Below are 14063 nucleotides of genomic sequence, written 5' to 3' on the forward strand. Positions count from 1 at the left end.
CGGCGGTGCCTTCGCATGGCGCTGCGCCTGGGCTAAGCTGTCGAAACACCGCGCCTTGTGCCAAGGCGTCATTCACTGTTTCGGAGATTGTTCCATGCTACTACGCGCCCTTGCATCTGCACTACTGATCGCGTTTCCCCTTGCCGCGCTGGCGGAATCCCCCAACCTCACGCCGGGGGAATGGGAGTTCACCAGTACCACCACGGTGGAGGGCGATTTCCCGATCCCCGATGAAACCGATACCCATCGCGAGTGCCTGACCCAGGACGCCATCGATGAGGCCAACGCCGCCTTTGTTCAGGAAGAGGAAGGCTGTGAATTTCTCGAGCAGGACGCCAGCAGTGAGCGCATGAGCTATCGGATGTCGTGTCAGGGCGATGGCGGTGAAGCCATGGTCGAGGGCGAGATGCGCTACTTTGAAGAGCGCATGGAGGGCGACATGCGGGTCGAGACCACCACGCCGATGGGCGACATGGTCATGAACACCAGCATGGAAGGCGAACGGCTCGGCGACTGCTGAGTCGCGCCGGCCGCGACTCAGCGGCCGGCCTCAGCCTGCCGCGGCGCCCGCCACGGCAGGCTCGGGTGCCTCTGGCAGATGCCTTGCCCACTCCAGTGCGGTGTCGTGCTGATGCGTGGGAAATACGCGCATCTCCAGTGAGCGGAACAGCCGATCCTCGAGGCGCACCAGGCGCCTCACCCAGCGCTTGTCGCTGACTACCGCGGCGCGGTAGTAGTGCGACAGCTCACTCAGCTGCGTCAGCCCGTAGCCGACGTCGCGCAGTAGCGCGGTGGCGGTCATCCAGCGCATCTGGTCGAGCTCGACATAAAAGCTGATGCGCGGATGCTGATGCTTGGCCGCCTCGATGGCGTCGATGATGGTCTGTAGATCGTTGCCATCGACGCGGCCGCTGACGCGCATCGCGACCAGGTGGGCGGCACCTGACGGGAGTAGTTCGATCATCTCATGCCCTCCGGTTGGACCCGTCGCAGGATGCCGGCGGCGGGTCTCAACAGCAGCATAGCAGCCCCGACACTCAGCGTGCCTCGGGCGCTGGTTCGGGGGTGTGATGGTCGTCCATTTCGCGCTGCAGGCGGCGCTGCACGTCACCCGGCGAACCGGTATTACGCGCCAGCAGATCGTAAGCCACGGGGACCACGAACAGCGTGAACAGGGTCGCCGCCGCCACCCCGCACATGATTACGGTGCCGATCACCAGGCGCGTCTCGGCGCCGGCACCGCTGGAAACGATCAACGGGATCGAGCCGGCCATGGTGGTCACGGCGGTCATCAGGATCGGGCGCAGGCGAGTGACAGCGGCATCCACCAGCGCCTCCTGGAAGGCCACGCCCTGGTCGCGCAACTGGTTGACGAACTCGACGATCAGGATGCCGTTCTTGGCAGCCAGGCCGATCAGCATCACCAGTCCCACCTGGCTGTAGATGTTGAGCGACTGGCCGGTGAGGAATAGCCCCAGCAGCGCGCCGCTCATCGCCAGCGGTACGGTGAGCATGATCACGAAGGGGTGCACGAAACTCTCGAACTGGGCGGCCAACACCAGGAAGACCACCAGCGCCCCAAGCAGCAGCAGGAAGGTGGTGGCGCCGCTGGCTTCCTGGAAGTCCCGCGACGGGCCGTCGACGTCGGTCTGGGCCTCGGCGGGCAGGATCTCGTCAGCGGTCTGCTGCAGGTAGTCGAGGGCCTCGCCGAGTGGGTAGTCTCCCGCCAGGTTGGCCTCGAGGGTGATCGAGCGCACTCGGTTGAAGCGGCTCAAGGTGCTGGGGCCGGCGAAGTCGGTCAGGGTGACCAGACTGGCCAGCGGGATCAGCTCGCCAGAGCGCTGCGAGCGCACCTGAATGTTGTCCAGCGAGCGGGGGCTGCGCTGGGCGCTGCGGTCGCCCTCGAGGATCACGTCGTACTCTTCGCCGTCGTCGACGTAGCGGGTCACGTTGCGTCCGCCCAGCAGGGTCTCCAAGGTGCGGCCGATCTCGGTCACGGTGACGCCCAGCGAGGCGGCGCGCTCGTAGTTGATGTCGACGCGCAGCTGCGGCTGAGTTTCCTGATAGTTGCTGTCCAGCGCGGTAAGGCGCGGATTGTGCTCGCGGATATGCTCGAACATGGTGTCTCGCCACTCGGCGAGCTGGTCGTAGGTGCCGCCGCCGAGTACGAACTGCACTGGCTTCTGGATACGCTGGCCGAAGCCCTGGCGCATCACCGGCGAGGCGGTCACTCCGGGCAGGTCGCGCAGCTTGGCACGCACCTCGTCCATGATCTCCCAGGCACTACGGCGACTGCCCCAGTCGGCCATGTTGACGATCACGAAGCCGTTATTGAAGTTCTCGATATTGCCGAAGCCGCGCGGCGCGCGAATCACTACCCGCTCCAGCTCACCCGACTCGACCATCGGCTCGAGGCGAGTCTCGATCTCGTCCATGTAGTCCATGATGTAGTCGAAGGTCGCCCCTTCGGGACCATTGACCAGGATGATGAAGTTGCCACGGTCCTCCTGGGGGGTGTACTCGTTGGGCAGGACGCTGGCCAGCCAGCCGGTGCCTGCCACCAGGGCGATGAACAGCGCCAGCACCAGCAGGCGCAGCTTGAGTACCCGGAGCAGGATGCGCCGATAGAGGCGCTGACTGAACTCGAGCAGCGCCTGCACGGCGTGGGCCAGCCGACCCTCCTGCATGTTGGGGCTGAGAATCTTCGACGCCATCATCGGCGTCAGGGTCAGCGCCAGCAGGCTCGAGATGGCCACCGCGGCGGCCAGGGTCAGCGCGAACTCCGAGAACAGCCGGCCGATGTCGCCCTGCAGCATGCTCAGTGGGACGAACACGGCGATCAGCACCAGGGTCGTGGCGATCACCGCGAAGGCGATCTGGCGGGTGCCGCGGAAGGCCGCTACCAGCGGTGTCTCGCCGTAGGCCTGCATGCGGCGGTTGATGTTCTCGAGCACCACGATGGCATCGTCGACGATCAGGCCGATGGCCAGCACCAGGGCCAGCAGCGTCAGCAGGTTGATCGAGAACCCCAGCGCGGCCAGCGCGATGAAGGCGCCGATCAGCGCAATCGGCACGGTCACCGCCGGCACCAGGGTGGTGCGCAGGTTGCCCAGGAACATGAAGATCACCACCACCACCAGGCCCATGGCGATGAACAGGGTGATCACCACCTGCTGGATGGCGCCGGAGACGAACACCGAGGAGTCGAAGTTCATGCGCAGTTCCATGCCTTCCGGCAGGGTGTCCTGGAGGCGCTCCATCTCGGCGGTGACGCCTTCCGACACTTCCAGCACGTTGGCCGTGGACTGCTTGATCATGCCCAGCCCGACCATCGGCACGCCGTTGGCGCGGAACACCGAGCGGTCCTCCACCGAGCCGATCTCGATGCGTGCCACGTCACCCAGGCGCACGATATAGTCGTCGCTGCGCGACAGCGCCAGGGCGCGGAAGTTGTCCGGCGTGGCGAAGCTGCGCGGCAGGCGCACCACGAACTGGCGGTCGTCGGACTCGATGGAGCCCGCCGGCAGCTCGACGTTCTCGGCGCGCAGCGCATCCTCCACGTCGCCGGCGGTGAGACCGCGCGCCGCCAGGGCGTTGCGGTCGAGCCACACGCGCATGGCGTAGTCGCGCCCGCCGCCGACGCGTACCCGCGCTACGCCGGGCTGCACCGAGAAGCGGTCGACCAGGTTGCGGTTGGCATAGTCGGTGAGTTCGGGAATGCTGAAGTCCTCGCCCGAGAGGCTCAGCCACAGGATCACGTCCTCGCTGCTGTCGGCCTTCTGCACCTCGGGCGGGTCGGCCTCGTCGGGCAGGTTGCGCAGGGCGCCGGAGATGCGGTCTCGGATATCGTTGGCGGCGGCATCGATGTCCATCTCCAGGCCGAATTCGATATTGATCCGCGAGCGGCCGTCCTCGCTGGAGGAGGTGATCAGCTGGATGCCCTCGACGCCGGCGATGCGATCTTCGAGCACCTGGGTGATACGGGTTTCGACCACGCTGGCTGAGGCCCCGGGATAGCGGGTATCGATGCTGACCACCGGCGGATCGATGGAGGGGTACTCCTGCAGCGGCAGCCGCTCGAGGGCCAGAAAACCGAAGGCCACGATCAGCAGGGCGAGGACCGTGGCCAGTACCGGGCGTTGAACCGAGACATCCGATAAGCGCATCAGGCGTCATCCCCGCGGTGTTGCTCGAGGATCTCGCGGATCGAGTGTTCGTCGTCGGCAATACCCAGTAGCCGCACCCGGTCGCCGTCGCGGACCCGCTGCACGCCGTGGCCGACCACTAGGTCACCGGGCTCGAGCCCCTCCAGGACTTCCACCTGGCCGGCGCGGCGCTCGCCGATCACGATCTCATGGCGGCTGATGCGGTTGGCGTCTTCCTCGTCGATGAGCATCACATACTGCCGCTCGCCGCTTGGCACCAGCACGCTCTCGGCCACCACCACGGCGTCGCGTGGGCTACGCTGCAGCACCACTTCCATCAGCATGCCGGGGCGCAGGATCAGGTCGGGGTTGTCGAACGCGGCGCGCACCTGGACGCTGCGGGTAACCGGGTCGACCCGGGCGCCAATGCTCGCCACTTCGCCCTCGAATCGCTCGTCGGGGAAGGCCACGCTGTGGGCGCTGAGGCTCAAACCGGGACGCAGGATCGCCAGGTACACTTCGGGAACGCTGAAGTCGAGCTTGACCACGTCGAGCTTGTCGAGGGTCACCAGCTCCATGCCCGGTGTCACCAGCGCGCCGCTGCTGATATTGCGAAAGCCCACCACGCCGTCGAAGGGGGCGCGAATGCGGTGACTCGACAAGCGCGCCTCGATGGCCTCGATCTCGGCCTCGACCTGGCGCAGCCGTGCCTGGCTGTCCTCGACGTCGGCCCGCGAGCCGAGATTGCGCGACTCCAGCTGCGAGGCGCGGGAGACGGCGTTGCGGCGCTCGTCACGCAGCGCCTGGGCGGCACGCAGCTGGGCCTGCTCCTCGCTGTCATCCAGCTGTACCAGCAGCTGGCCAGCCTCGACCTCCTCGCCATCCATGAAGTTCAGCGCGCTGACGATCTCGGTGACGGTGGCGGAGAGCGTCACGCTCTCGTCGGCGCGCAGGGTGCCAAGGGCCTCGAGGGGGTCGGACCAGCGCTGCTGCTCGGCGCGGGCGCCAATTACCGCGGTGCGCTCGTCGGCCAGGGCGAGAGCGCTGAACAGCGGCAGGGAGAGCGTCAGGGCAAGCGTCAGCCAGGCGCGAGGCGCCATCGATATCCGGGTCATGATGTCTCTACATGGTCGATGAGTCGGCAGGCGCACCTCCTGTGCTCCCCCTGTCATTAGGCTACTTATCACTCGGTCCGGGAATGTGACAAGAATGAGGTCTTTTAGCGACCTTATTGGGTGATGCGATAATTGTACAGAATGTTTTTGTTGGTATAAGTTCAGTTCGGCTCAACGGGGCGACGCCCAGAGGCTAGCTTGCTAGAATGCCGCGCCTTAGCCAACGTGCCTCACCAAGAGGCCATGTACGGGAGCCCGCCTGCCCATGACCTACGATGTCGTTGTGATCGGTGCCGGTGCCGCTGGTCTGATGTGTGCTCTGACCGCCGGCTATGCCGGGCGGCGGGTGCTGGTGATCGATCATGCCAACAAGGCTGGCAAGAAGATCCTGATGTCGGGGGGCGGGCGCTGCAACTTCACCAACATGGCGACGACGCCGGCGAACTTCTTCTCGGGCAACCCGCACTTCTGCATCTCGGCGCTCAAGCGCTATCGACCCGAACACTTCGTCGAGCTGGTGGAACGCCACGCCATCGACTACGTGGAGAAGGCCCCCGGCCAGCTGTTCTGTGCCGACTCGGCCAAGCAGATCGTTGCCATGCTGCTCACCGAGTGCGACTGGGCCGGCGTCGAGGTGGCGCTCAAGACCTCGGTGACGCGGGTCGAGCGCTGCGGCGAGGGTATGCGCTTGCTCACCTCGCAGGGTGTCATCGAGGCGGGCGCGGTAGTCGTGGCCTGCGGCGGCCTGTCGATCCCGACCATGGGGGCCAGCGGGTTTGGCTACGATATCGCCCGTCAGTTCGGCCTGGCGGTTACCGAAACCCGCCCGGCGCTGGTGCCGTTTACCCTGACCTCGCAGTGGAAGGCGCGCGCCAACGACCTGGCCGGGGTCGCCTGCGAGGTGAGCGTTCACTGTCGGCGCGACGGCCGGCGCCATGGCAACTACCGCGAGCCGCTGCTGTTTACCCATCGCGGCCTTTCGGGGCCGGCGATGCTGCAGATCTCCAGCTATTGGCAGCCCGGCGACGAGTTGGAGATCGATCTGATGCCGGAGGTCGACGTGCCGAGCGCGCTGGCCGCGGCGCGCCGCGACACGCCGCGGCGTCAGTTGGTGACCTGGCTGAGTGAGCACTTACCTCGGCGCCTGGCCACGGCCATCGGGGAGTGGTACGGCGAGTCGCCCACGCTCGCCCAGCTCTCCAACGCCGAGCTGGAGGCCTGGCAGCAGCGGCTGTCCGCTTGGCGTATCAAGCCCGCCGGCACCGAAGGCTGGCGCACCGCGGAGGTAACCCTGGGTGGCGTTGATACCCAGGCGATCTCCTCCAAGACGTTTGCCGTCGACGACCTGCCGCAGCTGCGCTTCATCGGTGAGGTGCTCGACGTCACCGGCGAGCTGGGCGGCTATAACTTCCAGTGGGCGTGGGCCTCGGGGGTGGCCTGCGGGCAGTCGCTATAAACGCGATGCTGGGCTCAGCGCTGGGTGAGGCGCAGCAGACGCCGCGCTCGGCGCATCAGCAAGAAGCCGGCGGCGGCGCGTTTGGCGACGCGTACCAGCGAGCGAGGGTGCTTGGCACTGCGTATCAGCAGCATGCCGCCCAGCGCATAGAGCGGGGCCTTGAAGCGCTGTAACTGTCGCCAGCCGTCGTCGATGCCGCTGCTGGCGGCGCGCCAACGGGCCGCATCGACCATGATCTCGACGCGCTGCTGTTCGATTTGCGCTTCGAGTTCGGCCTTGCGCTGGCGACGCTGCACGCGAGCGGGCGGGACCTTAGTCGTCACGTGATGTCTCCATCAGTGCGCGATCGGTGGCGAGATGCTTGAGGGTGCTCTTAAGCAGGGTGCGGCGCTTGGCCAGGTGAATCACCCAGGCGCCGAGTGCCAGGCCGCCGCCGAGTAGTACCAGGGCACTGGCAGCTATCGCCAACAGACGGTGGGTCTCCCAGAACAGTACCACGACGAACAGCGTTAGCACGGTCAGCCCCAGCATCACCATCAGCAGGCTGATGCCCGCCAGTAGCAGCAGGGTGACCAGTCGCGCACGCTCCTCTTCGAGCTCGACGACGGCGAGGCGCAGACGCGCCTCGCCGTTGCTGAGCAGGCTGGCGATCAGCCGTTTGGTCGCGCCGAACAGCCGCTCGGCCGGTCCCTGGCCTTGACTCATCAGCGCCGCCCGAGCAGCAGCCCGATCACCACCCCGGCGGCGGCGGCGATGCCGACACTGGACCAGGGATTGTCGTGGACGTACTTGTCGCAGGCGTCGACCTGGTCGCGCACCGAGTCCCGGGCTTCGCCGTAGAGGCGCTCGCCGCGGGCTTCGAGACGGTCACGGGTGTCGTGCAGACGCTTCTCGGCGCGCTCGCGGAGTTCCTTGATATTGCTGCGCGAGTCGTCGGCGGTGGCGTTGACCAGCTCTTCGATGGTCTGGGTCAGGTGGTGCAGATCGGCCTTGAGCTGTTCGGTATTGGCATCGGTATTGGGTTTGCGGCTTGCCATCTGGGTCTTCCTTTGACGGTGAATGACGCTCCCAGCATAGCAGGTCGCCATGCGACTTCAATCGGGCCTGATGTGGCGTGGCGTTAGAGTTCCGGGCGTCCGGTAAACAGCGGATTGAGGCTGAAACCGAGACTCAGGCGATGGTTGGAGTTGTCGTAGTCGATCATGCTCTCGCCGTAGCCCACATAGTACTGGACATGGCCGCGAATATTGCCGAACAGCGGCCAGGAGTAGTCGACCTGAGAGCCCATGTTGCCGGCACTGGGGTTGCCGCGCACCAGCATGCTGGCCTCGTGGTCGTTATTGAAACGATGCGCCACCTCGATATCGCCGTAGCCCATGTAGCGGTCGATATCCGGGTTGTCATCGTCGCCTTCCGACTCGGGAATCCGCCAGTGCGGGGTCACGGTCACTGCCCAGTCGCCGCGCTGAAAAGTGCTCTCGAGGTAGAGGCGGTTCCAACTGCGCGAGAGGTCGGTGGACCGCCCATTGGAGAGGTGGTTGAAGGCCAACCGGTTGCGGGTATTGGTCCATCCTAAAAACTGCGAATCGTTATCGAAGCTCAGGAAGGCCTCGGGCTCGTAGTTGGTCTCACGAAACGGGGATGAGGCGTTGGAGTTATAGGCTTGCCACCAGCTGCGCTGGGTGTAGGCGAAATACAGGTCGGCGCGGTCGCCGAACAGTCCCTCGATCAGGTTGACCTTGGCGCTGAACTGGAACTTGACTTCGACGTCGTCGACCCCGTTCTCCTCGCTGATGAAGCGAAAGTTTTCGGGATTCTGACGGGAGTTGTAGCTCACCGGCAGCAGATAGTTGCGCCGGTAGGCGGTAATGGCCAGCGGGTTGCGGTCCGACTCGCGTTCCAGTTCACGTCGCTCCTGGGCCTGCTGCAGGGTATCGGCTGCGGTCTGGTCGACGTCCGGCGCAGCGCTTGCGGTGCTGTCATCGGGGATCGTCTCGAGCTCCGACTGCAGGCTGTCCAGCTCCTGCTGAAGGGCGTCGATGCGGCTTTCGATCTCGGCACGCCGGGTGTCGGCGTGAGCCCCTGCCGTGGCGACCAGGCTGAGGATGGCCAGCGCGGTGCCGACGGCGGCAGTGGTGCGAAGCAGGGTCATGAACATGCGCTCACAAGGGGGTACGAGCCACCGTTCTACCACGCCCGGAGGGCAAGTCAACTGTCGATGCATTGGATGGCAAAGAGATTGCCTTGGCGACGTCCGGGACCGAGAATCTGTCCCAGGGCCGCTATCGGTCCCGTCCGGAGAATGCCGTGATCTATCGTGTTACACGAGCCCCGCTCTTCTTTTTCGCAGCCTGTCTGCTGCTGGTGTTGCCATGGCTGCCGTCGTCGGCACTGGCCGAGTTGCCCGGCGTCGAGCAGCTCGAGGCACAGTTGGCCGAACTCGAGTCCGACGAGGGCGAACCCCTGAGCCAGGCTCAGCAGCGCCAGCGCGATGCCCTCGAGGATGCCTTGGATGCCGTACGGCGACTGGCAGAGGTCGACGAGCGCCTTGCCGCTCTCGATCGTCGGCTGCAGGAGGCCCCCGCCGAGTTGATGCGCCTGGAGCGAGAACTGCAGGACGAAGAGCAGGCCGCGGCGCAACTCTCGGCGACGGATCTGGACGATCGTCCGCTGGCCGAGCTCGAGGATCGCCAGCAGGAGGCGCTTGGCGAACTGCAGCGGCTTCAGGACCGCCTGGCCGACGTCAATGCCCAGTTGCTGACGGCCCAGACGCTGCCGGAGCGAGCTCAGCAGGCAATCCCCGACGCCATGCAGCGTGCCGAGCAGACTCGCCGGGCCTTGGATGAGCTGGCCGGGCGAGATATCGCCAACGACGACCCGCGCATGCTGGCGCTACGCGCCGAGCGGCAGCTGGCGGAGCGCGAGCTGCACCTTCACCAGCGTGAGCTGGGCTCGAACACCCGTCTACGCGAGCTTGCCCAGCAGCGTCGCGAGCTGCTGACCGCCCAGGTCGAGCATCAGCAGAGTCTCTTGCTGATGCTGCAGAGCGTGATCGACCGACAGCGTCGACTGGCCGCCGAGCAGGCGATTGCCGATGCGGCGCGGGACGACCCGTTGATTGCCGCCGGCCATCCGGTGCTGGAGCGTGCCCAGCAGATCAATCGCGACTTGAGCCTGGAGCTGCTGCGTGCCAATGATCGCCGCAACGCCCTGCTGCGTGAGGCCATTACGGTGCGTAGCCAGCTCGATCAGGTCACCCAACTGCAGCGCAGTCTCAATGAGCAGATCAACGCGGTACGTGGCAGCTTGCTATTGTCGCGGATCCTGCGTGAACAGCGCCAGTCGCTGCCCCAGGTGGCGGCGCGTCGCGACCTGCAGGAAGAAATTGCCGATCTTCGCTTGCGACAGTTCGATCTGGGCCGTCAGCGCGACCAGTTGCGTCAGGGTGAACGCCTGGCAAACCAGCGCCTGGAGGAGGCGGGGATTGAGATCACCGAAGAGCTGGTCGACTCCCTGCAGCGGCTTTATCAATCGCGTCGTGAGCTGGTCGACCAGCTCGAGCAGACCTACGGTGAGCTGCTGAGTACCGGCATCGAACTGCAGTTGAACCAGCAGCAGTTGCTGGGGAATGTGCAGTCGCTGCGCGCCACCATCGATGAGCAGCTGTTCTGGGTCGCCAATAGCCGGCCGCTGGACTGGAGCTGGCTGCGCCAGTTACCGACCAACCTGATGCTCGAATGGCGCGAGGGGGAGTGGCGCGAGGGGCTGCCCACTCGCTGGAGTGTGCCGGGCCCACGTGCGCTGCTGGGCGTCCCTTTTCTGCTGCTGGCGGCGGGTCTGATGGTGGCTCGACGGCGCATCCGCGCGCGATTGGCGTTGCTCAACGATCAGATCGGTCGACTGCGCAGTGACAGCCAGGGTCATACGCCCCAGGCGGTGGCGCTCAACGCGCTGCTGGCGATGCCGATGTCGCTGGTGTTGGCGGGGATCGGCACCGGCTTGGTAGCCAGCGGCGAGGGGATCGTCGTGGCGCTGGGCATCGCGCTGTGGCACCTGGCGCTGGCCTGGGCGACTATCGCCTGGTCGCGGCGGCTGTTGGTCAAGGATGGTGTGGCGATGCGTCACTTCTACTGGCCGGCTGGCTATGCCGCCAGGCTGCGCTGGCTGTTGCTATGGTTGGGCGGTGCGCTGGTGCCGGTGCTGCTGATCACGCCGCTGATACGCGATACCGAGGTAACCCTGGCCTCGCGCCCCCTGGCGTTGGCGCTACTGGGAGCCGGGCTGGTCGCGATGAGCGTGCTGCTGGCGCGCTTGATCCTGGCGCATATTCCCTATTTTGGCGTCAAGCTGTTCCGCCTGCTGCTGGGGCTGGCGCTGGCGTTTGTGCCCCTGCTGCTGCTGGGGTTGATCATTGCCGGCTTCGAGTACACCGCGCTGAGTCTGGTGGGGCGCTTCGTGATCACCCTCTACCTGCTGGGGCTATGGATTCTGGTCGAAGCGGCGGTGGTGCGTGGCCTGGCCGTGGCGGCACGACGGCTGGCCTATCGCCGGGCGCTGATGCGACGCCGCGCCCAGGTGCAGGAGGGGGCCGAAGGCGGTCTGGAAGTGGTCGAGGAGCCGCCCCTCGACATGCAGCAGGTCAATCAGCAGTCGCTGCGTCTGTCCAAGCTGATCCTGTTGATCGGTTTTGCGGCGCTGTTCTATGTGGTCTGGGCCGACCTGCTGACGGTGCTCGGCTATCTCGAGCGTGTGGCGATATGGGAGGCCGCGGACGCTGACAGTCCGGAGCTGGTGGCGGGTACCGTCTCGGTGTCGGACATCGTCACTGCGCTGATCATCGTTGGGCTGACGCTGATGCTGGCCGGCAACCTGCCGGGGCTGCTGGAAGTGATGGTGCTGTCGCGGCTGACCCTCAAGCAGGGCAGTGCCTATGCGATTACCTCGCTGCTCTCCTACACCATTGTCGGTACCGGCCTGGTGATGTCGCTGGCGACCCTGGGGGTGGCCTGGAGCCAGCTGCAGTGGCTGGTGGCGGCACTGGGCGTGGGCCTCGGCTTCGGTCTGCAGGAGATATTCGCCAACTTCATCTCGGGCCTGATCATCCTCTTCGAGCGGCCGGTGCGCATCGGTGACACCATCACTATCGGCAACCTCACCGGCACGGTGAGCAAGATCCGCATCCGTGCCACCACGGTGACCGACTTCGACCGCAAGGAGATCATCATCCCCAACAAGACCTTCGTCACCGATCAGTTGATCAACTGGTCGCTGTCCGACAGCGTCACCCGGGTGGTGCTCAACTACGGGGTGGCCTATGGCTCCGACCATCGCCTGGTGCATCGCCTGCTGCGCCAGGCCGCCGACGAGAACCCGCGGGTGATGAGCGACCCGGAGCCTCAGGTGTTCTTCATGGACTACGGCGACAGCACCCTCAACTTCGAGCTGCGCATCTTCGTCAACGCGCTGGGCGACAGGCTATTCGCTACCGACGAGATCAACTGTCGGGTCGGCGAGCTATTCGAGGAGCACGGCATCGACATTGCCTTCAACCAGCTCGATGTCTGGCTGCATCGCAGTGGCGGTGGAGCGCAGAAGGTGCAGAGCGTTGCCGGCGGGGAGGTTACCAACCCCGCCTTCCCGCCGCCGGGGGCCAAGGGCGACCCGGGGGACATCGACACCGACGGCCGCTGAACGAGGCCAGCGTGGACGCCTTAACGCCGGTGCAGCCAGGACGAGACCTGGCGCACCACCCTAGGCATCACCACATAGACCACCAGGGCGACAATGGTGGCCGCCACCAGTCCATGGCGCAGGCCCCAGGTCTCGAGCACAGGTGCGATCTGGAATAGCGGCCACCATAGCAACGGCACCAGGATGGTCAGGGGCCAGATCACCGCCGTGGTGACCAGCCACTGCTTCCAGCGCACCGGCACCTTGGCGCCGGACTCCGGGGGCGTAAACCAGTAGTCGATGCCACTGAGGATCTCCAGGCGCTCGTCCTGGGCGAGTGCCGGCTGGATCACCGCCAGCAGCTCCCGGCGCTCGTTGGACTCCCGCCAGCGCTGGGCGTCTTCTTCGCTAGCGAAGCGCACCGCGATCTCGTAGTCCTGGCCCTGTGCCGGGGGGCGCAGGATATGCACCCCCTGGTGGCCGGGGAAGCGCCCGGCGGCCTCGATGATCTGGCGCAGCCAGGTCTCGTAGCGTTCATGGGCCTGGGGGTTGACCCGGTGGTGGATACGCAGGGTGACGCCGTCGCAGTGGGCGTCCTCGACGGTCTGGGTGGCGTCGCTCATGGGGCCTCCTTGGCTGGAGTCGAGAAGTGAATCAGGCCTTCCAGGGCAGCGGTGGGGCGGTCAGCCGTGGGCCGTCGAACTCGGGGATGCTGCCGAACCGGGGGCTCTCGGCCTCCCAGTCGCACTGGGCCTCGATGATCTCGGCCTTGCTGTGGCCGACGAAGTTCCACCAGATCAGGATCTCCTCGTCCAGGGGTTCGCCGCCCACCAGCAGGACCCGGCCGCCGGCGGGTAGCGTCAGCGTCACCTCGTCGCGGCCGCGGCCCAGGTAGGCCAGCTCATGGGTGGCGAAGGTATCGCCTTCGATCTCCAGGTCGCCCTCCAGAGCCACCAGGCCGTACTCGAAGTCCTCGCGGAGTGGCAGTCGCAAGAGACTGCCCCCGGGGCTGGCCAGGTCCAGGGCTATCAAGGGCGAGAAGGTCAGGGTCGGGGCGCGGTGGCCGGCAAGCTCGCCCACCAGCAGGGTCAGCTCGGTGCCCTCCTCTTGCCAGCGCGGCAGGGTGGGGTAGTGGTCAAAGCGTGGCTCGGTGGCGCGGTCCGCCTCGGGCAGAGCGATCCACAGCTGGGCGGCATGCAGGGGCGCCTCGCCGGAGCGCGACTCTTCGGTATGGCTGATGCCGCGGCCGGCGGTCATCAGGTTGACCTGACCGGGGCGGATCACCTGGGCGGTGCCGAGGCTGTCGCGGTGGAGGATCTCGCCCTCGAGCATCCAGGTGAAGGTCTGCAGGCCGATATGCGGATGGGGCCCGACCTTGAGTTCGTCCTCCGCCGCCGTGATGTCGGCCGGGCCGATATGATCCAAGAAACACCAGGCGCCGATCAGGCGGCGCTGGCGGCGGGGCAGGGCGCGGTTGACGGGGATGCCGCCCACTTCGGCGCTATGCGGCGTGACGTGCTGCACCTGGCGCTTGCCGTCGACGACAGGGCAGTCGAGGGACGTGGCGAGCTCGGGCTGGTTGACGAGATTGCTCATGGTTGAGAACTCCTGTGGAGAAGGAGAGAGGCTTGGCCTTCATAGCATAGGCGCTTGGCGTACGAACGGTGACCGGCCAGG

12 protein-coding genes are annotated in these 14063 nt (G+C 66.1%); 3 read left to right on the forward strand and 9 right to left on the reverse strand.

The genetic code is table 11. The features are described from left to right. The first annotated feature begins 94 nt into the window (after positions 1 to 94). Complete coding sequence (locus BLT16_RS06790) at positions 95 to 520, forward strand: DUF3617 domain-containing protein (protein WP_089657772.1); 426 nt, start codon at positions 95 to 97, stop codon at positions 518 to 520. Between the two features lie 30 nt (positions 521 to 550). Here BLT16_RS06790 and BLT16_RS06795 read toward each other — a convergent pair whose 3' ends face one another. The 3 genes from BLT16_RS06795 to BLT16_RS06805 all read right to left on the reverse strand — a co-directional run bounded on the left by BLT16_RS06795 (position 551) and on the right by BLT16_RS06805 (position 5260). Then, on the reverse strand, positions 551 to 964 hold the full coding sequence (locus BLT16_RS06795) for a SpoIIAA family protein (protein WP_089657773.1): 414 nt from the start codon (positions 962 to 964) through the stop codon (positions 551 to 553). Positions 965 to 1037: 73 nt separating this feature from the next. Continuing rightward, positions 1038 to 4166 carry an efflux RND transporter permease subunit gene (locus tag BLT16_RS06800; RefSeq protein ID WP_089657774.1) on the reverse strand — a complete coding sequence of 1043 codons (3129 nt, stop codon included), beginning with the start codon at positions 4164 to 4166 and terminating at the stop codon, positions 1038 to 1040. Beyond that, the gene (locus tag BLT16_RS06805; protein WP_245701517.1) at positions 4166 to 5260 is read right to left on the reverse strand and encodes an efflux RND transporter periplasmic adaptor subunit; all 1095 of its coding nucleotides are present in this window, start codon (positions 5258 to 5260) and stop codon (positions 4166 to 4168) included. The genes BLT16_RS06800 and BLT16_RS06805 overlap by 1 nt, the downstream gene beginning before the upstream one ends. 265 nt (positions 5261 to 5525) lie before the next feature. Between BLT16_RS06805 and BLT16_RS06810 the strand changes: the two genes are divergently transcribed. Further along, complete coding sequence (locus BLT16_RS06810) at positions 5526 to 6716, forward strand: BaiN/RdsA family NAD(P)/FAD-dependent oxidoreductase (protein ID WP_089657776.1); 1191 nt, start codon at positions 5526 to 5528, stop codon at positions 6714 to 6716. 14 nt (positions 6717 to 6730) lie between these two features. On the opposite strand, the gene BLT16_RS06815 is transcribed toward BLT16_RS06810, so the two are convergent. The 4 genes from BLT16_RS06815 to BLT16_RS06830 form a co-directional block, all read right to left on the reverse strand. Beyond that, a complete protein-coding gene (locus BLT16_RS06815) occupies positions 6731 to 7039 on the reverse strand; it encodes a YqjK family protein (protein ID WP_143025048.1) in 309 nt (102 codons plus the stop codon). Then, positions 7029 to 7421, reverse strand: coding sequence for a phage holin family protein (locus BLT16_RS06820; RefSeq protein WP_089657778.1), 393 nt, complete (start codon positions 7419 to 7421; stop codon positions 7029 to 7031). Before BLT16_RS06820 ends, BLT16_RS06815 begins: the two co-directional genes overlap by 11 nt. Then, entirely contained in the window at positions 7421 to 7753 is a 333-nt protein-coding gene (locus BLT16_RS06825; protein ID WP_089657779.1) for an ElaB/YgaM/YqjD family protein, read from the reverse strand. The genes BLT16_RS06820 and BLT16_RS06825 overlap by 1 nt, the downstream gene beginning before the upstream one ends. An 83-nt stretch (positions 7754 to 7836) precedes the next feature. Next, entirely contained in the window at positions 7837 to 8868 is a 1032-nt protein-coding gene (locus BLT16_RS06830) for a phospholipase A (RefSeq protein WP_089657849.1), read from the reverse strand. A gap of 203 nt (positions 8869 to 9071) precedes the next feature. Here BLT16_RS06830 and mscK point away from each other — a divergent pair, with 203 nt between their 5' ends. Next, on the forward strand, positions 9072 to 12407 hold the full coding sequence (gene mscK, locus BLT16_RS06835; RefSeq protein ID WP_281243295.1) for a mechanosensitive channel MscK: 3336 nt from the start codon (positions 9072 to 9074) through the stop codon (positions 12405 to 12407). 20 nt (positions 12408 to 12427) lie between these two features. Here mscK and BLT16_RS06840 read toward each other — a convergent pair whose 3' ends face one another. Next, entirely contained in the window at positions 12428 to 13009 is a 582-nt protein-coding gene (locus tag BLT16_RS06840) for an antibiotic biosynthesis monooxygenase (protein ID WP_089657780.1), read from the reverse strand. 31 nt (positions 13010 to 13040) lie between these two features. After that, positions 13041 to 13982, reverse strand: coding sequence for a pirin family protein (locus BLT16_RS06845; protein ID WP_089657781.1), 942 nt, complete (start codon positions 13980 to 13982; stop codon positions 13041 to 13043). Positions 13983 to 14063: the final 81 nt, after the last annotated feature.

Origin of the sequence: Franzmannia pantelleriensis (assembly GCF_900102875.1) — a bacterium.
Classification (GTDB): Bacteria; Pseudomonadota; Gammaproteobacteria; order Pseudomonadales; family Halomonadaceae; genus Franzmannia; species Franzmannia pantelleriensis.

Excerpts from the sequence above, each read along its gene's own strand:
- BLT16_RS06825 (WP_089657779.1), bottom strand. The coding sequence starts at position 7,753 with ATGGCAAGCCGCAAACCCAATACCGATGCCAATACCGAACAGCTCAAG.
- BLT16_RS06840 (WP_089657780.1), bottom strand. The coding sequence starts at position 13,009 with ATGAGCGACGCCACCCAGACCGTCGAGGACGCCCACTGCGACGGCGTC.
- BLT16_RS06805 (WP_245701517.1), bottom strand. The coding sequence starts at position 5,260 with ATGACCCGGATATCGATGGCGCCTCGCGCCTGGCTGACGCTTGCCCTG.
- BLT16_RS06845 (WP_089657781.1), bottom strand. The coding sequence starts at position 13,982 with ATGAGCAATCTCGTCAACCAGCCCGAGCTCGCCACGTCCCTCGACTGC.
- BLT16_RS06830 (WP_089657849.1), bottom strand. The coding sequence starts at position 8,868 with ATGACCCTGCTTCGCACCACTGCCGCCGTCGGCACCGCGCTGGCCATC.
- BLT16_RS06820 (WP_089657778.1), bottom strand. The coding sequence starts at position 7,421 with ATGAGTCAAGGCCAGGGACCGGCCGAGCGGCTGTTCGGCGCGACCAAA.
- BLT16_RS06800 (WP_089657774.1), bottom strand. The coding sequence starts at position 4,166 with ATGCGCTTATCGGATGTCTCGGTTCAACGCCCGGTACTGGCCACGGTC.
- BLT16_RS06810 (WP_089657776.1), top strand. The coding sequence starts at position 5,526 with ATGACCTACGATGTCGTTGTGATCGGTGCCGGTGCCGCTGGTCTGATG.
- BLT16_RS06790 (WP_089657772.1), top strand. The coding sequence starts at position 95 with ATGCTACTACGCGCCCTTGCATCTGCACTACTGATCGCGTTTCCCCTT.
- BLT16_RS06795 (WP_089657773.1), bottom strand. The coding sequence starts at position 964 with ATGATCGAACTACTCCCGTCAGGTGCCGCCCACCTGGTCGCGATGCGC.